The sequence below is a fragment of the Rhodoferax mekongensis genome, assembly GCF_032191775.1.
Taxonomy (GTDB): domain Bacteria; phylum Pseudomonadota; class Gammaproteobacteria; order Burkholderiales; family Burkholderiaceae_C; genus Allorhodoferax; species Allorhodoferax mekongensis.
On the sequence record NZ_CP132507.1, the window covers coordinates 42,286 to 64,572 of the forward strand.

Below are 22,287 nucleotides of genomic sequence, written 5' to 3' on the forward strand. Positions count from 1 at the left end.
CCAGCCCTCCGTCATAAGCCCTGAAAAGCGGATCATTTCCGGCTTGTGCCCCAACGGACTCAAGATTCTTTCAGATTTGACGTAATACCGTGGAGAGGCCGTATTGTTGAGGCGGGTGACCCGGGTTACCTGCCGTGCGGCCAAGAAATTGCCAGCAGACACTTAATCCGAGAGGCCTACCATGACCACGATCACCATATCCGGCGGCGACAGCAACCTGACCCTGCCCGGAAACATCGACACGATCATGGGGGGAACCGGGGCGGACACGATCACCATCAGCTCCCAGCTCACGGATGTCAGCAACACCCTGATTGACTTGGGCTCGGGCACAGACAGCCTGTCCCTGGGAAATTTCAACAACACCGGCACCATCGCCAACATCGAGTCGGTCACCGGCAACTCTGGTGCCGACATACTGACCCTGTCTGCCGCCGCCACAGGCGTCACCATGGACCTCGGCGCTGGTAACGACAAGGTCACTCTCACCACTGGCACGAACACCATCACACTGAACAACGTCGAAACCGTGGTCGGTGTAGCCGGGGACGACACCGTCACCATGGGCGGCTCCTTCGGCGCAGCCAGTGTCAGCCTGGGTAGTGGCGCTGACGTGCTGACCTTGACGACCGCAGTGACCTCCGGCAGCTTCGATCTGGGTGCTGACAACGACAGAATTACGCTGGCCAACGGCGTGAACTCCATCACTGTGGCGGGAGCAGAAACCGTCACAGGCGGCACCAATAACGACACAATCACCCTGACAACGGCCATTGCCTCGGCAGGCGTCATCGATCTGCTGGCCGGTACCGATACCCTGACCTTGGCAGGTGGAGGCAACACCGCGTCCATTTCCAACGCCGAGACCATCACCACCTCCGCCAGTGGCGACGACGTGATCACCATCGGCGCTGCACAGGCCAGTGGGAGCATCAACCTCGGCGATGGCGCCGACCAGATCACATTTGCAGGCAGCGGAAACACGGTCACTCTGTCCAACGTCGAATCCGTGACCGGCGGCGCCGGTGCCGACGCACTGACTCTCGGCGCCGCTCAAACCGGCGTTTTTGATCTCGCGGCAGGCAATGACACCCTGACGCTGGCGACAGGCACCAACGTCATCACTGCGTCTAACGTCGAATCCATCTCTGCCGGCACCGGAGATGACACCATCACCCTGCTGACAGCCACCACCGGCGGCATATTCAACCTCGGCGCCGGCGCCGGAGTTGACACCCTCACGCTGACCAACGGAACCAACACCCTGAACGCCACGGGCATCGAAACCCTGACTGGCGGCACCGGTGACGACACTGTCACCATGGGCGGTACGGTGACTGGCGGTGTCTACCAACTGGGCTCAGGCGCAGACAGCATTACCTTGGCTAACGGCACCAACAGCCTCAGTGCCAGCAACGTGGAAACTGTTATCGGCGGCACCGGCGCAGATACAGTGGTCTTCGGAGCCGCCATCACGGGTGCCACGGCCAACCTCGGCGCCGGCACCGACAGCCTGACCCTGGCCGCGGGTGGTAACACTGTGAGCGCCAGCGGCGTGGAATCGATTACTGGCGGCGGCGGAGCCGATGTTCTGACACTGACTGCAGCCACTTCCGGTGCGACTATCGACTTGGCCGGCGGCGCCGACTCTCTGGTGCTCGCTACTGGCGGCAACACTCTGACTGTCTCCAATGTAGAGTCCATCACCGGCGAGACCAATTCCGATGTCATTACGCTGGGTGCGGCACAAACCAGCGGCACCATCGATCTGGCAGGTGGAGTCGACACCCTGACGCTGGCCAATGGCACCAACGCACTCAGCGCAGCCAACATAGAAACCATTACCGGAGGCACCGGCAACGACACCATTACGCTGACTACGGCTGCCACTTCGGGCAATAGCGTGACTCTAGGCGCCGGCACCGACGTTCTGAACTTGCTGGATACCGCAACCAACGTCCTGACCGCAACCGGCGTTGAAAGTGTCTTGGGCGGCAGCGGCGCAGACACTGTGACCTTCGGCGCGGCCATCACCGGCGCAACGGTGGATCTGGCCAGCGGAAGCGACAGCTTGATTTTGGCCAATGGCACCAATAGCCTGACGGCCAGCAATATCGAAACCATCACCGGTGGTACGGGCAACGACACCATCACGCTCTCCGGTTCTGTCACTGGTGCCACCGTGACACTGGGTGCGGGAACCGACATTTTGGCTTTGGATGCCGGCAGCGGAGCCAACACCCTGACGGTCAGCGGAGTGGAAACCCTCACGGGCGGCGGTGGCGCGGACGACGTCACGTTCACCGGTGGCGTCACCGGTGGCTCTTTCAGCCTTGGCGCTGGCGCAGACAAACTGACGCTGGGCGGAGCCTCCACCCTGACGCTGGACGGCACGATTGAAAGCCTGGTCGGCAGTTCCGGTGCCGATACCATTTCCATCAGCGCAGCCATCACCTCTGGCACCTTCGATCTCGGCGCAGGCTCAGACCGTTTGAACCTGGCAGATGGCGGCAACACGATGTCCCTGAACAACAGCGTTGAAACACTGATTGGCGGCGCTGGTGCGGACGACATCACCCTCACCCAGAGTGTGATCAACATGCAGATCGACAGTGCTGCGGGGGCAGACACCCTCACACTGGCAAACGGATCCAACATTCTCCAGGTGTCCAACCTGGAGTCCATCACCGGAAACTCCGGAGCCGATCAAATCACGCTGCGGACTGCGGTAGCTGGCGGCGTCTTCAATCTGGGAGCCGGCACTACCGACCGCATCGTGCTGGCAGACGGTACGAACAGCCTCACCACCACCGCGGTCGAAACCGTCACGGGCGGCACGGGCGCAGACACGTTGAACCTGGGCGACGCCAGCACAGGTGGCGTGTTCAACCTGGGTGCAGGCAGCGACTCCCTGACCCTGACCACAGGGACCAACACCCTGACCGCGTCCAACATTGAAAGCATTACCGGCGTGGGCGGTGACGACACCGTCACCCTCGGAGCCGCCAGTACCAGCGCTGTCATCGACTTGGCAGGTGGTACCGACCAGTTGAACCTTGCCGATGGCACCAACGTCATTATTGCTACGGGCATCGAGACCATCGTCGGCAACTCCGGTGCCGACACGCTGACACTGGGCGCAGCACAAGCTGCAGGAGATATCGACCTTGGTGCAGGTACCGCTGACAAACTGATTCTGGCGAATGGTGCCAACACCTTGACGGTAACGGGTGCCGAAAGCATATTGGGCAATGGTGGCGCAGACCTGATCACTTTGGGCGCTGGCATTTCCAATGCCATCTTCGACTTGGGTGCTGGCGCCGACGTGCTGACCCTGTCTGTCGAAAATCACAACATCACCGTCGCCAACATTGAGACCATCACAGGGGGTGTCGGCGACGATGTGGTGACCTTCAATACGCTGACCGCCGGCACGGGCGTGTACGACCTCGGCGTCGGCACCGACCAAGTCATCCTGGGCAACGGAACCGGGGCGAACACCATCACCGTCAGCAATGTGGAAAGCTTTACCGGAAGCTCTGCGGCTGACACGGTGACCTTCGGTGCAGCGGTAGCGGCAGGTACCGTCAACCTCGGTGCCGGTGCCGACAGCTTGACGCTGGCCGCCGGCGGGAACACCCTGACCGTATCCGGAACCGAGAGCATTACCGGCAACGCAGGTGCCGACAACATCACCCTGGGTGCGGCCATCAATGGCGCCAACATTGACCTGTTGGGCGGCGCCGACCAGCTGACACTGGCCAACGGCACCAACGTTCTGACCACCACAGGCATTGAGTCCATCAACGGCGGAACCGGCGCGGATACCGTTACCCTGGGTGCAGGCACCACTGCAGGCACGATTGATCTGGGTAGTGGAACGGATGCGCTGACGCTCTCCGCAGACGGTGGCTCCTACACCCTGGCAGGCGTGGAAACCACCACCGGTGGAACCGGAGATGACCTCGTAACCCTGGGTAGCGCAGCCAGTGGCATCACAGTGACGCTGGGGGCGGGTGCTGACGCGCTGACCCTCGCAAGTGGCACCAACCAGGTCACTGCTGTAGGTGTAGAAACGGTCACTGGCGGCGGGGGTACAGACACCCTGGTATTGACCAACATCGCAAACACACTGACAGTCAGCGGCATTGAAACCATCACAGGCGGCACAGCAACCGACACCCTGACCCTTACCGACATCACCAATGGTTTAACCGTCTCATCGATCGAGAGCCTGACTGGTGGCACGCTGGACGACAGCATCACCTTGGGCGCAGCGGTGACTGGTGCTGCCTTTGACCTCAAAGCAGGTATAGACATACTTCGTCTGGCTAGCGGCACCAACAGTCTCACTGCCACCAACGTGGAAAGCGTAGTCGGCGGCGGCGGAAACGATACGTTGACATTGGGGGGCAACGGCAGCACTGTCACGGCATCTGGGGTGGAAACCATTGTGGGCAGCACCGGTGACGATGCAGTGACCCTGAGCACCACCGTCAGCGGCGGCAGCTTCGATCTGGGTACCGGCACCGACACCCTTAATCTGGCCAACGGCGGCAACACCCTGACGGTCAGCGGCAGTATCGAAACCGTGGTTGGCGGTTCCGGCAATGACCTGATCTCCGTCGGCAGCGCCGTTACCGGTTTGACCTACGACCTGGGAGCCGGCACAGGCGACCGCTTGACCCTGTCCAGCGCGGGTGCGAACTCCATCACCGCAGTGGGCGTGGAAACTGTTGCGGGCGGAACTGCCAACGACACGGTCACTTTCACTGCCGCCGTATCGGGCACCAGCATCGATCTGGGCGCGGGCACCCAAGACAAAATCATTCTGGCGGATGCGGTCAACACGCTGTCCCTGAATGCCACGGTGGAAACCGTGGTGGGCGGCACATTGGCAGACTCCATCACGCTGACGACCGCCGTCACTGGAGGCATTTACCAACTGGGTTCGGGCACTGACACCCTGACACTGACCAGCATTTCTGCCAATTCGCTCACTGCGAGCGATATTGAAACCATTACCGGCGCCAACGGCGATGACACCATCACCCTGGCTACTGCCATCACAACCGGTGTCATCAACCTGAACGCAGGTAACGACAGCCTGACCCTTGCCAACGGCACCAACAGCCTGACCGCCACGGGTGTAGAAACCATTACCGGCGGCACCGGCGACGACAGTGTCACCCTGGGAACCGCCGTGAGCGGTGGCACCATTTCTTTAGGGTCTGGCACCGATACATTGACACTGGCGGGCGGCGTAGGCTCCACCCTGACGCTGGACACCACCGTAGAAACCGTGGTCGGCAGCGCCGGCAATGACACCATCACCGTGAGTGCCACCGTCACCAGCGGCAGCTACGACCTGGGTGCCGGTGCGGGCGACCGCCTGAATCTTGCAGGCGGCAACAACGTACTGACTTTGGGCAACAGCATCGAAAGCCTGACTGCAGGCGCTGGCGACGACACCATTGTTCTGAGTGCAGGTGTCGCCAACATGCGCTTGGATCTCGGCGGTGGTACAGACAGCCTGACACTGGCTAATGCCTCCAACAGCGTAACGCTCTCGAACATAGAGTCGGTCACCGGCAACTCCGGGGTAGACCAGGTCACCCTCACCACCACACTCACTGCAGGCCAAATCAATCTGGGTGCGGGCACCGCCGACAAGGTCACACTGGCCAACGGCACCAACAGCCTCACCGCGACCGGCGTGGAAACCATCAACGGTGGCACAGGCGCTGACACACTGACACTGGGCGATGCGAGTACCGCTGGCCAGATCGATCTTGGTGCCGGTGCAGACGTACTGAACCTGGGCAACTTCGCCAATACGCTGACGGTCAAAAACACCGAATCCATTGTCGGTAACGCAGCGGCCGATACCGTGGCACTGGGCAATAGCGTCAGTGGTGTGCAGGTTGACCTCGCGGGCGGTACGGACATCCTGACCCTGTTTGATGCACCGAACAACCTGACCATCACCAATGTAGAAACCATCATCGGTGACTCGGGTGCAGATACCGTGACGCTATCAACCAACGTCGCCAGCCTCGATGCCAACCTGGGTGCCGGAGCCGACACTTTGGTGCTTGCGACGGGCAACAACACCATCAGCGCAACCGGCGTCGAAACCATCACCGGTAACGCGGGGAATGACGTCATCACCTTCGGTGCGGGTGTCACTGGCGGTGTGGTGAACCTGGCAGCAGGTACCGGCGACTCGCTGACCCTGTTCAACGAGGACAACACCCTGACCCTGACCGGCGTGGAAACAGTGGTCGGTGACTCCGGCGCAGACACCATCACACTCACCGACACCGCTGCAGTGAACGTCAACCTGGGTGCCGGCACAGACACCTTGAACCTGGCCAATGGCGTAAATACGGTCACGATCAGCAACGTCGAAACGCTCAACGGCGGCACGGGAGCTGACAGCGTCACGTTCGGCAGCGCATTGACCGGCACTGTCGTTAACCTCGGATCCGGAACCGACAGCCTGACACTGGCAGACGGCACCAACACTGTTACCACGCAAAACGTGGAATCTGTGACCGGGGGAACCGGTGACGACACCCTGAACCTGGCAGTTGCCGCATCGGGCGTGACCATCAACCTCGCAGCAGGCAACGATGCACTGGTGCTGGCCAACGGTACCAACACCTTGAGTGTGAGCAACGTGGAGTCCATCACGGGCGGCACCGGGGCTGACGCAATTACTTTGGGTGCCGGCAGCTCTGTGGGCAACGTGGACCTGGGCAGCGGCGCGGACGTACTGACCCTGTCCAACAGTGATGGCGTCTTTACCGTATCCAACGTCGAGACACTGACAGGCGGTACTGGCGCGGACACTGTGACGCTGGGTAACAGCGTGACCGGCGCGGTAGTGAATTTGGGCAACGGAGCCGACAACCTGACACTGGCCAACGGCACCAACGCCCTGACCGTGGCGGGCGTCGAAAGCCTCACCGGCGATGCCGGCGCTGATACCGTTACCTTCAGTGCTGCAACCACGACTGCCACGATCGACCTAGCGGCAGGCAGCGATAAGGTCATACTGGCCAACGGCACCAACGCAATTACAGCGGCCAACGTCGAATCGATCGTGGGTGGCTCCGGAGCAGATACGCTCACCCTGACGAATATTGCCAACACTGTATCGGTGTCAGGCATTGAAAGCATCGTTGGCGGCACTTTGGCTGATGCCATCTCCTTGGGCGCTGCCGTCACCAACGCGGTTTTCGACCTGGGCAGCGGCACTGACACACTCACGCTGTCCGGTGCGGGTGCCAACACACTGACCGCCACAGGCATTGAAACCATCACCGGCGGAAGCGCAGCGGACACGGTGGTACTGGGTGCAGCCATCAGTGGGGCCAGCATCGACCTCGGCTCGGGCGCGGACAGCCTGAGCTTGGCTGCTGGTGGTACCACACTCACGGTCAGCAACGTGGAGACTATTCAGGCGACCGGCAGTGGCGACGACAGTATTACCTTGGCCACCAGCGTCAGCGGTGGTTCCATCGACCTGGGCGCGGGTAGCGACACGCTGACGCTGGGCGCTCCGGGCAACACGCTGACAGTGGCAGCATCGGTGGAAAGCCTGGTAGGAGGTGCCGGCGACGACGTCGTCACTTTGGGTGGTGCCGTCACCGGACAAACCTACGACCTGGGCGCAGGCTCGGGCGACAAACTGATCCTGTCCAGCGCAGGTGCCAACACCGTTACGGTCAACAACATTGAAACGATCGCCGGCAGTGGCTCGGTGAACGACACCGTAACTTTCACTGCAGCGGTAAGTGGCATTTCAGTGGATCTGGGTGGCGGAACGGACCGGGTGATTCTGGCGGATGCTGTCAATACCCTGTCCTTGAATGCGACGGTTGAGACCGTCACGGGCGGCACGTTGGCAGACAACATAACTCTGTCGACCGCTGCAACAGGCACGGTTTACAACTTGGGGGCAGGTACAGACCGCCTGACCTTGTCCAATGGCACCAACACCGTCACGGCTAGCGACATAGAAAGCATTGTGGGCGGCTCCGGCGCAGATGATGTGACCCTGACCACCGTGACCACCAACTTGTTGATTGACCTGGGTGGTGGCACTACCGACAAGCTGTCCCTGGCCAATGGAGCCAACACGGTGTCCGCCAGCAATGTGGAGACCATCATCGGGAACTCGGGTGTCGATATCGTGACCCTGAGCTCCGTCATCAGCAATGGCAATATCGATCTGGCAGGCGGATCTGACCAGTTGATCCTGGCCAACGGAAGCAACAACTTGACCGCAACCGGCGTGGAGACCCTGACCGGCGGTACAGGCGCGGACACCATCACTTTGGGGGCAGCGCAAAGCAGCGGTGTATTCAACTTGGGTGCTGGCGTGGACCGGCTGACCCTGTCCGGCGCTGCGGCCAACATTTTGAGTTTGGACGCCAGCGTTGAACAGGTCATCGGCGGCGCATCAGCAGACAGCCTGACACTTACCCAGGCCGTATCCGGCGCAGTCTATGACCTCGCCGCTGGTGCGGACAGCCTCACATTGGCCAGTGGCACCAATTTGCTCACTGCCTCCAACGTGGAATCGATCACCGGCAACGCCGGTGACGACAACGTCACCTTGGGCGCGGCCATCAGCGGAGCCAACATCGACCTCGCCGGTGGCAACGACACCATCCAGCTTTCCGGCGCAGGCAACAACACCGTGACGCTGGCCAACGTTGAATCCGTGATCGGCAATGGCAGCAATGATGTGGTCACTTTGACCACCACACTGTCCGGTGGCACTGTCAACCTGGCAGGCTCCAACGACAGTGACCGTCTGACTCTGGCCGATGGCGGCAACGTGGCCACCATCAACAATGTCGAATCCCTCACCGGTGGCAACGGCAACGACGTCATCACCATGACCAACGCCAGCCCATTCAATGCCGTGGTGGATCTAGGCGCAGGCAGCGGCGACAAGGTCACCCTCGCGAACGGTGGCAACACCATTACATTAAGCAACGTGGAATCGGTGGAAGGTAACGCAGGTGCCGACGTCATCACCTTTGGCGCAGCAGTGGCAGGGGCCCAAGTCGACATGGGTGCAGGCGTAGACAAACTTTTCCTCGCGGCGGGCGGCAATACTGTGACGGCGTCCAACCTGGAAAGCATCACCGGTGGCGCTGGCGCGGATGTCATTACCCTTCTCACGACTGTGTCCGCAGGCAACTTCGACCTGGGCTCCGGCACGGATTCGATCTCACTGGCTGACGGCACCAACAGCCTCACAGCCAGCAACACGGTTGAGACCATCATTGGCGGCTCGGGCGCTGACACTGTGACCTTCAGTGGCGGTGTCAGCACCGGCTCATTCAACCTGGGGGCTGGTAACGACACACTGATTCTTGCCAATGCATCAAACAGCTTTACTCTGAGCAGCAATGTCGAAAGTGTGCTGGGCAACTCCGGCGCTGACACCTTGACGCTGGACAGTGCTGTCACTGGCAATACCTATGACTTGGGTGCCGGTGCCGACAGCTTGACTTTGTCCGGACTGGGGGCCAACACGCTCACCCTGAATGGCTCTATTGAGTCACTGGCCGGCAGCTCAGCGGCAGACACGATTGTGCTGACTAATGCGGTGAGTGGTCACACGTACAACCTGGGTACTGGCAATGACCAATTGACTCTGGCAGATGGGACCAACACACTGACCGTGGCCGGCATTGAGTCCATCTTGGGCGGCACAGGAACGGACACATTGACCCTGAGTGCAGCTCAAACCAGCGGTACTTTTGACCTCGGAGCGGGTGCCGACCGCATCAATCTGTTCAACGCAAATAACACCCTGTCACTGGGTAATGTGGAAACCATCGTCGGCAACAGCGGTGATGACCTGATCACCCTCACAACAGCCATATCCGGTGGCTCGGTGAGTCTGGGCGCCGGTGCTGATGTGCTGACCCTTGCCAACTTCAACAACAGCCTGTCCATTGACGCTGCAATTGAAAGCCTGGTCGGCGGAACCGCGAATGACACGGTCACCTTGACAGCCCTGGTGGCAGGAAATGCATATGACCTGGGTTCGGGCACCGATACGCTGGTCCTGCTCGCCAGTGGCAGTGGTGTGAACGCAGTCACCTTGTCCAATGTCGAATCCCTCAAAGGCGGATCGGGAGCGGACACCATCACTTTGGCCACTACCATCACAGGCGGTGTTTTCGACCTGGGTTCAGGTGCAGACAGTTTGATTCTGTCCAACGGAACCAACTCCTTGACGGTTTCGGGTGCGGAAACCATTTCCGGCGACTCTGGCGACGACAGCGTGACGCTTGGCGCAGGCATTACAGGCGGTGCCATCGTGCTGGGCGCAGGAACCGACACCTTGACGCTGGCCAACGCCGCAAACACCTTGACAGTAGGCGCAGACATTGAAACCCTGATCGGCAACTCGGGAGCCGACGTCATCACCCTGTCGGCCGCGGTCACCGGTCGCACCTATGACCTGGGTGCTGGCGTTGACCGGCTGGTCCTCGCCAACGGCACGAACACGATCACGGCAGCCAATATCGAGACGGTCACCGGTGGCACCGGTGACGACACCGTGACCCTGACAGCCGGCAGTACCGGCGGCTCGTTCGATTTGGGCAGCGGCACGGACATCTTGAACCTGGCCAACTTCAACAACGCACTCACCTTGAACAGCTCCGTGGAGACCGTGAATGGCGGTACCGCCAACGACCTCATCACCTTGAGCGCCACTGTGACCGGCGGTGTCTACAACCTGGGATCAGGAGCGGATACGTTGACCCTGCTGTCAACCGGGTCAGGGGCCAACACCGTGACCTTGGGCGATGTGGAATCTGTCATGGGTGGATCCGGAGCGGACAGCGTCACGCTGACCACCCAGACGACTGCAGGAAACTTCAACCTCGGATCCGGAGCAGACACTCTGACCTTGGGCAACTTCAACAATACGCTCACTGCCACCGGCGTGGAAACCATTGCCGGCAACAATGGCAATGACAGCGTCACGCTGGGGGCAGGACTCTCTGGCACCACCAGCATTGTGCTGGGTGCCGGCACCGACATATTGAACCTCGCAAATGCCTCCAATACGCTGACCTTGGGTTCCGACATTGAAAACGTAGTGGGCAACTCTGGCGCGGACCTGATCACACTGAGTGCCGCAGTGAACGGGAACGTTTACAACTTGGGCGCGGGCTCTGACGCACTGACTCTCGCTGGCGCAGGCAATACGGTCACCATCAGTGGCGTGGAGTCCCTGACCGGCAGTACCGGGGTCGATCTTGTCACATTGACCACTGCACAATCTTCCGGTGTGTATGACCTCGGCTCAGGAACAGACATTCTGACGCTCGCTACCGGCATTAACACACTCACAGTGCGGAACACCGAAAGCATCGTCGGCAGTTCTGGCGTGAATACGATCACCCTGGGCACCGTGATCACTAACGGTGAGTTCGATCTTGGCGCAGGGCTGGACAAGCTGACTTTTGCCAATGGTGTCAACAGCGCCACACTGTCCAACATAGAGACCATTGTGGGGGGCACCGGTGCAGACACACTCACCCTAGCGACTGCAGCCTCTGGACTGAGCATCGATCTGGGTTCCGGCACCGACACCCTGCAACTAGGCAACTTCGCCAACACGCTATCCCTTGGCAGCAGTATTGAGACCTTGCTCGGCGGTACTTTGGTCGACACGATCACGCTGACAGCGGCCATCTCCAGTGGAACCATTAACTTGGGTGATGGCAGTGACAAACTGGTGCTATTCAACGGCGCGAACACCTTGACCGTGACAAACGTCGAAACACTGGTGGCCAATGCCGGTGCAGACTTCATCACCTTGGGCAACAGCGTGACTGGCCAAACCTTTGACTTGGCAGCGGGTATCGACAAGCTGACGCTCTCGGCCTCCGGCGCAAACACACTGACCGCCAGCAACATCGAAACCATCGTGGGCTTGGGTGCCGACGACACGGTAACCTTGTCGAACGCAGTGAGCGGAGCCAACATCTCCTTGGGTGCGGGCACCGACATTTTGGTATTGGCTACAGCGGGTACCAACACATTGACGCTCAACACCGATATTGAGACGCTGGTCGCCGGTGGGGCCAACGACGTCATTACCCTGAACGCCGCAGTTGCTGGCCGAAGCTTTGATCTCGGCGCTGGCGTGGACCAGATGACTCTGACCGGAGCCAGCAACACGGTCACCCTGGCGAACGTGGAGACCATCACTGGCGGTACCGGCGCAGATACGGTCACGGTAACCACCAATACCACTGCAGCGATCATCAATCTGGGTTCAGGCGCGGACTCACTGATTTTGACGGCGGGCTCCGGCACCAACACCTTGACGGTGTCCAACGTCGAAACCATCACCACCAGCAACGTGGATACAGCCAATGACACCGTAACTTTTGCGACCGGACTGACTGGCGCAGTCATCGACCTGGGTGGTGGTACCAACAGGTTGAATCTGGCCACTGCAGCCAACACATTCACCATGTCCAACGTGGAAAGTGTGGTCGGGGGCAGCTCTGATGACAAGATCACCTTCCTGACCCAGACAACCGCCGGACGCTTTGACTTGGGCGGAGGTACGGTAGACACCCTGACGTTGGGCAACTTTGACAACACGCTCACCGCCATCGGTGTGGAGACTATTGTCGGCAACGCGGGGGCGGACGACGTCACCTTGGGCAATGCCGCAGCAGGTGGTTCCTTCAACCTGGGCGCCGGCACCGACATCCTTCGGCTGTTCAATGGTGTCAACAACATCACGCTCACCAATTCGGTGGAAACCGTGATCGGAAACTCGGCGTCTGACGTGATCACTTTGAGCACCAATGGCGCCACCGGCAACACCTACAACCTGGGCGCAGGTGCTGATGCCATTACGTTCGGTAACTTCACCAACGTGGCAACCCTGGCCAACGTGGAGACGATCACCGGCAACTCCGGGGCAGACACCATCACGCTGACCACGCAAGCCGTCAACACCCTGATCAACCTAAGCTCAGGCACTGATATCCTGAACCTCGGCAACTTCTCCAACACGGCAAGTGTGGCCGGGGTGGAAACACTCAATGGCAATGCGGGTGCAGACACGATCACCATGACCGCAGCTCAAACTGTGGGGGTCTACGATTTGGGTTCGGGTACCGACAAACTGGTTCTCGCAGGCACCGGCGCCAACACTCTGACGGTGTTGAATGTGGAAAGCATTCTGGGCTCGGGTGCGGTGGACACCCTGACCTTCACAGCCGGTCTGACAGGCAACGTCATTGACCTGGGAACCTTGGGTGACAAGATCATCCTCAGCAATGATGGAAATGACTTCACGGCTTCCAATGTGGAAACCATCATCGGAGGCACCGGAAATGACATTGTGACTTTCGGAGCTGCAATCACGGGCACCACCAGCCTTACGGGCGGAGACGGGGTTGATGAATTGCGCCTCTTCAACGGATTGAATACATTCAGCCTGTCGGACGGCACCATAGAAACTGTGACTGGCAATGCAGCAGCAGACACCATCACGATGACTGCTGCCGTGAACGGCACAACCTACAACCTGGCCGGTGGCACAGACACACTCAACCTGGGCAACTTCACCAACAGTTTCACCGCCTCCGGTGTGGAGACCATCACGGGCAACTCCGGTGCGGATACGGTGACTCTCAGTACCACCTTGTCCAGCGGACTGATCAACCTGGCTGGCGGAAGCGACACACTGAATCTGTCAGCGGGGGTAAACACCATCTCGGTGGCAGGTGTCGAGTTCCTGAACGGCAACAGTGGCAGTGACCGCATCACTTACACCACCGCCATCACTGGTGCCACCATCGATCTGGGTGGCGCAAGCGACACCTTGACGCTTGCAGCCAGCGGAACCAACCAGTTGACGATTCTGGGTGTGGAAACCCTGATTGCCTCGGGCGGCAATGACGACGTTACCCTGGGTGAAGCAGCCAGTGCTGTGACATTCAATCTGGGTGCTGGCGCCGATGTGTTGCGACTTTCTGGTACGGGTGCAAACAACGTTACCGCAGCTGGCATTGAAAGCATCATCGGCGGTGCCGCAGATGACACCATCACCCTGGCACTGGCAACTGTGGGTTCTACGCTGAACGGCGGCGCCGGCGATGACAGCTTGGTCGGCAGCAACGGTGCCGATACATTGATCGGTGGAAGTGGTGCGGACCGCTTTGTGTTCCGCGACACGCTGCAATCCAGTGTGACGGTGGCCGACACCATCAACGACTTCGTGGTGGGTCAGGACAAACTCGTGTTTGAAGGCCTTGGAAACGGCACCTTCAGCATCGTGAGTAGCTTCAGTAATACAGGCAATGCACAGGCTACTTGGGCCTATAACAGTGGAACCTCTACCGGTACACTGCTTATCGACTCCGATGGCAACGGCGCAGCCGACATGAAGCTCACCTTGCTTGGAAGTTCCGCGGCAGCGCTCAGCGCTTCCGATTTCCAATGGACCTAAACACGCTCAATGGCCGGACGGCAACCGAAACAGGAATCGAATGAACTGTTTTCCCGGGCCCTGTCACTGCAAAGTGCGGGGCTTGGTGATGCCGCCCGCCAGGCGTATGAAGCGCTGCTCCGGGAAGAACCGGAGCACCTCAATGCACTGAACAATCTGGGCATCCTGTGTAACAGCATGGGGGAGCACCAGCAGGCGCTGGGTCTGTTCGAACAGCTGATTGCATTGGTTCCCCAAGAGGCGAAAGCGCATACCAACCGGGGCGTGGCACTCAAGGCCTTGGGACGACTCGAAGACGCGGCACAAGCCTACCAGCACGCACTGACCCTGGACCCACGTTTTCACTCAGCGCACAACAACCTCGGCAACCTGCTGTACAACCAAGGGGCTTTTGACAAAGCCCTGAACTATTTCGAAACTGCCTCCTCCCTGCAACCCCAGCTGGGGGAATACCGCTTCATGCTGGCCAAGTGCCTGCTGGAGCTCCAACAGATGGAGCGAGCCCGCAGTGAACTCACCCTTGTGTTGCGTGCCGACCCGACCAACGCAGACGCCTGGGGCACATTGGCGAGGCTGTGGTCTGAGAAGCACGCCATGCCCGAAGCGCTCGCCTGTTTTGAGCGAGGCATCGCAGTACGTCCGGACTACGCAGGCCTGATCTACAACCGCGGTCTGGCAAGGCTCTTGGCCGGTGACTTGCCCGGCGGCTTTGCCGACTACGAGCGCCGCTTCGACGTACCGGACTTCCCCTCCAAGCGCCTGCAGACCCCCAAGCCCCTCTGGCAAGGCCAGCCCTTACCCGACCAGACTCTGCTTATCCACGCCGAGCAAGGCTTGGGCGACACGCTGCAGTTTTTAAGGTATATCGACCTTGCAGCCAAGCGGGCTCTACGCGTGCAGCTATTGATTCAGGAGTCTTTGACGTCACTGGCCGTGCTGCCTGCCAATGTGGAACTGGTGCACGAAGGAGCTCGCACACCGCACTTTGATGTGGTGTGCCCCTTGTTGAGCCTGCCCCATTTGCTGGGCCCTGCGCTGCCCGGCACCGACGCACTCAACATTCCACAAGCCATTCCCTATTTGAAGCTCGACCATCGTCGCAGTGCAAATTGGGAGTCGAATTTTCAGAAACCGGAGATGCACGGCAAGCTGCGGGTGGGCCTTGTCTGGGCGGGTAACCCCACCCACAAGAACGATGCCAACCGCTCGATGGACTTCTCCGCGCTCTCTGCGCTGTGGGACTTGGACGGTGTGCATTTCTTCTCCTTCCAGGTCGGTGCCCGCAGCGCGGATCTGGACACACTGACTCCTGCACAGCGCGCCAAGGTGACCGACATGGCGCCGCTGCTCAAAGACTTCGGCGATACCGCAGCAGCCCTGGTGCATGTAGACCTGCTCGTGTGTGTAGACACCAGCATCTGCCATGTAGCGGGCGCCTTGGGCTTGCCGGTGTGGCTGCTCATTCCCTGGATGCCGGATTGGCGGTGGCTCTTGCACCGCGAGGATTCGCCTTGGTACCCCAGTGTGCGTATCCTGCGCCAACCGGCCTACCGGGACTGGGCATCGGTGCTGCAAAGCCTGACCAAGGATTTGAATGCGTTGGCGCAGCCGCAGTCTGCCGCTGGCCAGCAGCGTCAGCAGGCGGCACATGCCCTCGTGGAGCAAGGCCGTGTGCTGCTGGAGCGCAATGAGCCGGCACTGGCACGCCCCGCGTTCTGGCAGGCCCTGCGTGAGTGCCCTACCCATGCCCGCGCAGCGAGCGCCCTGGCCATTGCCGCTTTCCGCGCCGGCGACACCCATGCCGCTCTCATGATGGGTTCGCGCGCTTGCAGGCAAAGCCCCCATGACCCCGAAAATTGGTCGAACTGCGGGGCCTACTTCAAAGCGGTGGGCGACCTGCCGGGCACCCTCGCCTGTTTTGAGCGAGGTATCGCAGTACGTCCGGACTACGCAGGCCTGATCTACAACCGCGGTCTGGCAAGGCTCTTGGCCGGTGACTTGCCCGGCGGCTTTGCCGACTACGAGCGCCGCTTCGACGTACCGGACTTCCCCTCCAAGCGCCTGCAGACCCCCAAGCCCCTCTGGCAAGGCCAGCCCTTACCCGACCAGACTCTGCTTATCCACGCCGAGCAAGGCTTGGGCGACACGCTGCAGTTTTTAAGGTATATCGACCTTGCAGCCAAGCGGGCTCTACGCGTGCAGCTATTGATTCAGGAGTCTTTGACGTCACTGGCCGTGCTGCCTGCCAATGTGGAACTGGTGCACGAAGGAGCTCGCACACCGCACTTTGATGTGGTGTGCCCCTTGTTGAGCCTGCCCCATTTGCTGGGCCCTGCGCTGCCCGGCACCGACGCACTCAACATTCCACAAGCCATTCCCTATTTGAAGCTCGACCATCGTCGCAGTGCAAATTGGGAGTCGAATTTTCAGAAACCGGAGATGCACGGCAAGCTGCGGGTGGGCCTTGTCTGGGCGGGTAACCCCACCCACAAGAACGATGCCAACCGCTCGATGGACTTCTCCGCGCTCTCTGCGCTGTGGGACTTGGACGGTGTGCATTTCTTCTCCTTCCAGGTCGGTGCCCGCAGCGCGGATCTGGACACACTGACTCCTGCACAGCGCGCCAAGGTGACCGACATGGCGCCGCTGCTCAAAGACTTCGGCGATACCGCAGCAGCCCTGGTGCATGTAGACCTGCTCGTGTGTGTAGACACCAGCATCTGCCATGTAGCGGGCGCCTTGGGCTTGCCGGTGTGGCTGCTCATTCCCTGGATGCCGGATTGGCGGTGGCTCTTGCACCGCGAGGATTCGCCTTGGTACCCCAGTGTGCGTATCCTGCGCCAACCGGCCTACCGGGACTGGGCATCGGTGCTGCAAAGCCTGACCAAGGATTTGAATGCGTTGGCGCAGCCGCAGTCTGCCGCTGGCCAGCAGCGTCAGCAGGCGGCACATGCCCTCGTGGAGCAAGGCCGTGTGCTGCTGGAGCGCAATGAGCCGGCACTGGCACGCCCCGCGTTCTGGCAGGCCCTGCGTGAGTGCCCTACCCATGCCCGCGCAGCGAGCGCCCTGGCCATTGCCGCTTTCCGCGCCGGCGACACCCATGCCGCTCTCATGATGGGTTCGCGCGCTTGCAGGCAAAGCCCCCATGACCCCGAAAATTGGTCGAACACGGGCGCATTTTTCAAGGCTGCTGGCGATCTCGAGCGTGCACTTCGCTATCAGACCACCGCAGTCCATGTGGCGCCCCAAAGTCCGCAAGCCCAAGCCAACCTCGGCAACACACTGGGTGCCCTGCACCGCTGGCCCGAGGCGCTGGAAGCCACCCGCAAGGCGGTAGCGTTGGTACCCGGCTCCAGCGAATACCTGTACAACCTGGGCATCGCGCTCAAAGAAAATGGTTTGTTTGAAGATGCCCTGCAAACCTTCCGCCGCGCACAACAATTGGCGGGGGGCCACATTAGAGCTGCCCTCCATGAAGCATTGTTGGAGTTGCTGACCGGCGATCTGGCTGCTGGATGGCGACATTACGAGAGCCGCTGGAGCCAGCCGGATGCCAAGGAAGTCAGGCTCTTTCCTCAGCCCTTGTGGACGGGGCAGGACCTCTCTGGCAAAACCATTCTGGTCCACGCAGAACAGGGCTTTGGAGACACGTTCCAGTTTTTGCGCTACCTGCCACTGCTCGCAACCAAGGGGGCCAAGGTCTTGCTCGTCGTGCAAAGTGATGTGCAGAGCATTGCAGCACGCGTGGAGGGCTTAGCCCACTTGATTCCAAATGGGAGTGAGCTTCCCCCCTTTGACCTGCAGTGTCCGCTTCTGAGTTTGCCTGCTGCATTCGGCACTGAGGTGCACACCATCCCGGCCAATGTCCCCTACTTGAGCGCGCTGCCCGAGCGCAGCACCTTCTGGCGCACGCGACTGGGGCCAGCCCGTGCATACCGCGTGGCACTGGTGTGGGCAGGGCGCCCCACCCATGGCAACGATGCCAACCGCTCGCTGGCCCTCAAGCATCTGGAAGCATTGTTGCGGCTGGAAGGAGTGGACGTCATTTCCGTACAAAAGGGCGATGCCCTCGCGCAAATCGACACGCTGTCCGAAGGATGCAAGTTGCTGAACCTCAGCCCTGAGATCCAAAGCTTTGAAGACACCGCAGCCATTCTCGGCGAAGTCGATGAACTGGTCACCGTGGACACCTCGGTAGCCCACCTTGCAGGCGGCTTAGGCCGTGTAGTGCGGGTACTTTTGCCACTTATTCCGGATTGGCGGTGGTTGCTCTCTAGGGCAGACTCACCGTGGTATCCCACTGCGCGCCTGTACCGCCAATCTGCCCGGGGAGCATGGACAGAGCCGGTCGCCGCGCTGGTGGCCGATGTTGCCAAAGCTGCCAAGGCCCGCAGGCCCCGAACACCATGAACTACGTCAAACGCCCGTCGCCCTTTGTGATCCTTTCCACCAGCCAGGGCACGCTGATCACCAACAAAAACGACTACCGCATGATCGACGCCACGCGCGGCTACGGCGTGGGCTGGCAGCTCTTCAACCAAGGGTGCTTTGACCCGGACGAAGTAGGCGCTGCCATCAAGTTACTCAACATCCGGCACAAACATTTCGGCGATGGCGTCGTGGGCTTGGACTGCGGTGCCAACCTCGGTGTCCATACCGTGGAGTGGGCGAAAGCGCTGTATGGGCGTGGCAGCGTGATTGCCATTGAGGCGCAAGAGCGCATTTACTACGCACTGGCCGGCAACATCGCCATCAACAACTGTTTCAACGCCAAAGCCATTCATGGCGCGATCGGGGCCGAAGAAGGCGTTTTGGACATCCCTGTGCCCGACTACCTGCAGCCTGCAAGCTTCGGCAGTCTGGAGCTGCGCCAAACGGCCAAGAGCGAGTTCATCGGCCAAGCAATCAATGCGGAGCGTAATCAGCGGGTGCGCATGCTGACCATTGACTCGCTGGATTTGAAACGCCTTGACTTCATCAAAATTGATGTGGAAGGCATGGAGCTGGAAGCCCTGGCCGGCGGGCGCAACACCATCATGAAACACAAGCCCGTAATGCTGATCGAGTCCATCAAGACCGACAAAGTGGCTCTGTTGAAATTTCTGGAACAGCACGGTTACCAGACCTTCCCCATGGGCATCAACGTGTTGGCGGTACACAGCACCGACCCTACCCGCGAACAAATTTCCATCCAGAACTAAGCTCCGTCCATGGCCTACCTGTCGTTCACCCGGAACTTTGAAGACGTCATGATCAACCGGGCCTTGGCTGCGGTAGACAAGGGCTTTTATGTGGACGTGGGCGGCTACATGCCCATCTCAGACAGCAACACCTGCGCGCTTTACCAGCGTGGCTGGCGTGGCATTGTGGTCGAACCCCAAGCGCGGCTGCACCCGCAATGGGCCAAACATCGCCCGGAAGACATCCTCGTGGGCGCCGCCGTCGGGGAATCCGACGGTGAAGTGACTTTCAACGAATTCCCCTGGAACGACCAGGCCGCCACCATTGCGCCCGACATCGTGGCCATGCACCAGCGCGAGGGGCGCGAAGTCAAGAGCTACACAGTGCCCCTGGTCACCCTGAATAGTTTGCTGGAAAAACACCGCCCCCAAGGCGAGGTGCATCTGCTGAGCATTGACGTGGAAGGCGCAGAGAAGTCCGCACTCAACGGACTGGATCGCAGCCGCTTCCGCCCCTGGCTGATCGTGCTGGAGAGCGTGCTGCCCAATCGGCCCCAGGCCAACTATGGCGAGTGGGAGCACCTGCTGCTGAACACCGGCTATGTGTTTGTGTACTTCGATGCGGTGAACCGGTTTTATCTGGCCAAAGAACATCTGGACCTGCAAGCCCATTTCAGCTACCCGCCCTGTGTGTGGGACAACTTTGTGGACCACCGCCTGAACCATGCCCAGCAAGTGGCCGCGCAAGCACAAGCCGAGTTGGCCCAGCTCAAAGCGCGCTTGCGGGAACTGGCAGGCTAAGGGCAGGTTTGAGTGCGGCCTGCAGCCGCTGCACCACACCGGCCCAATCAGATCCTGTGTCCTGACGGAAAAGACGCATTCCCGGGTACCATGGGCTGTCGTCCCGCCCCAGCAACCAGCGCCAGTCCGGGCTATAGGGCAGCATCAACCACACCGGTTTGCCCAGCGCAGCCGCCACGTGGGCCACAGAAGTGTCGACCGCAATCACCAGATCCATATGGGAGATGAGCGCCGCTGTGTCTGCGAACGAGGTGAGTTGATCGGCCCAAAGCCGGATGCCCATGGCAGCGGGATCCAGCGCCAGATCAGCCGCCCTGAACTCCTTTTGCAGACAATGAAACTCGGCATCCATTCGCAAGAGCGGCTCCAGGAGTTGCAGCGACATGGATCGGTTGTGGTCATTCTTGTGTTCCGGCCGACCGGACCAGACCAGCCCCACACGTTTGCGTGAGGAGGGACCCACACGCTGGCCCCATTGGACGACCAACTGCTCGTCTGCGGCCAGATAGGGCGTGGCCGTTGGCACCGTTGCAGGAGTCGTTTTCAATGCCCCCGGCAAGCTGAGCAATGGGCACTGGTAATCAAATGCAGGGGGGGGATCGCCCTGCCGCAACCAAAGATCCACCCCTTCCAGCGAATGCAACAGGGGCAGCAAGGGCGCCTGGACTTCCATGACCACATGGGCACCCCGTTGCTTCAACAGCTTGGCGTAGCGGCAGAACTGCACGGTATCACCCAAGCCTTGCTCCGCATGCAAGAGTATGGTTTTGTCCTGCAGGCTTTGCGCACCCGTCCATAAAGGCTGGGCGAAGGGGCGAACCGATGCCTGCAATTGCTCGGTTTTCCAGCGCCACTCGTAGTGTGCAAAGCCCTCGTCGAACTCGCCGCGCAACAGGTGGCAGATGGCGAGGTTCAAATGGGCACCACTGTTGTCCGGCTTCAGTGCCAGTGCGCGGCGGTTCATGGCCATCGAAGCATCCAGGTCCATCATCTCTTTGAGCAAGGTGGAGCAGTTCACCAGCGCGTCGATGAAGTCCGGCTCCAGGGCAATAGCCTTCTGGTAGCTCTGCAAGGCGTCCTGCATGCGGCCCATTCGCTTGAGCAGCACGCCGCGATTGGACCAAGCCTCGGCATAGGAAGGTCGCAGACCGGCTGCTTTGTCATAGGCTGCCAAAGCTTCCTCAAAGCGCTCCAACTCGCGCAGGGCGTTGCCCATATCGAGGCAAGCCACCGTCATATCGGCTTGGCAAGAGAGTGCTTGGGTGAACGCATCCACTGCGTCCTGCCATTGCTTGAGGTCGTTGTAGGCCAGTCCCAGGCCGTGCCAGCTTTGGGCATATCCAGGCTGCAGTGCCAGCGCTTTGCGATAAGACTCCACTGCCTGCAAGCTTTGCCCAGCATCACGCAAAGCGTTGCCACGGTTCCCCCAGGCTTGTGCAAAGTCGGGTTGAATGTCCAGCGCCCGGTCGTAAAGTTCCAAGGCTTCCTGCGGACGCCCCAGTGCACGCATGACCAAGCCCTGGTTGGACAGCAAGGCCGCATTGCGAGGTGAAAGCACCAAAGCTTTTTCCAGGAGCAGCAGCGCCAAAGCGTGGCGGCCAAGTCGATGCTGTACAAGCCCCCGCACATGCAGCGCTTCTGCATGGTCAGGCTCCTGTTTCATCAGTTGCTCTAGCGCTTCGTCTGCACCGGTAAAGTCACCCTTGGTGAAGTGCTGCACCGCTGCCTGGAACAAAGCATCCACAGGCGTCGCATGTACCGCTTGGAACGCAGCCATGGTGGAAG

General features: G+C 60.4%; 5 protein-coding genes. 4 read left to right on the plus strand and 1 reads right to left on the minus strand.

Annotated elements, in window-relative coordinates; translation table 11 throughout:
• Positions 1-181: 181 nt before the first annotated feature.
• From RAN89_RS00220 to RAN89_RS00235, 4 genes are read left to right on the plus strand one after another with little or no spacing between them, the layout of a single operon-like run.
• On the plus strand, positions 182-14,521 hold the full coding sequence (locus tag RAN89_RS00220) for a M10 family metallopeptidase C-terminal domain-containing protein (protein WP_313867710.1): 14,340 nt from the start codon (positions 182-184) through the stop codon (positions 14,519-14,521).
• A 9-nt stretch (positions 14,522-14,530) separates the two neighbouring features.
• Positions 14,531-18,931 (plus strand): tetratricopeptide repeat protein, encoded by a 4,401-nt coding sequence (locus RAN89_RS00225; RefSeq protein WP_313867711.1) that lies wholly within the window; start codon positions 14,531-14,533, stop codon positions 18,929-18,931.
• A complete protein-coding gene (locus RAN89_RS00230; protein WP_313867712.1) occupies positions 18,928-19,722 on the plus strand; it encodes an FkbM family methyltransferase in 795 nt (264 codons plus the stop codon). The genes RAN89_RS00225 and RAN89_RS00230 overlap by 4 nt, the downstream gene beginning before the upstream one ends.
• A 9-nt stretch (positions 19,723-19,731) precedes the next feature.
• Positions 19,732-20,502: an FkbM family methyltransferase gene (locus RAN89_RS00235; protein WP_313867713.1), complete on the plus strand. Its 771-nt coding sequence runs from the start codon at positions 19,732-19,734 to the stop codon at positions 20,500-20,502.
• Here the strand turns inward: RAN89_RS00235 and RAN89_RS00240 are convergent.
• Positions 20,471-22,279 carry a tetratricopeptide repeat protein gene (locus RAN89_RS00240; RefSeq protein ID WP_313867714.1) on the minus strand — a complete coding sequence of 603 codons (1,809 nt, stop codon included), beginning with the start codon at positions 22,277-22,279 and terminating at the stop codon, positions 20,471-20,473. The genes RAN89_RS00235 and RAN89_RS00240 overlap by 32 nt on opposite strands.
• Positions 22,280-22,287: the final 8 nt, after the last annotated feature.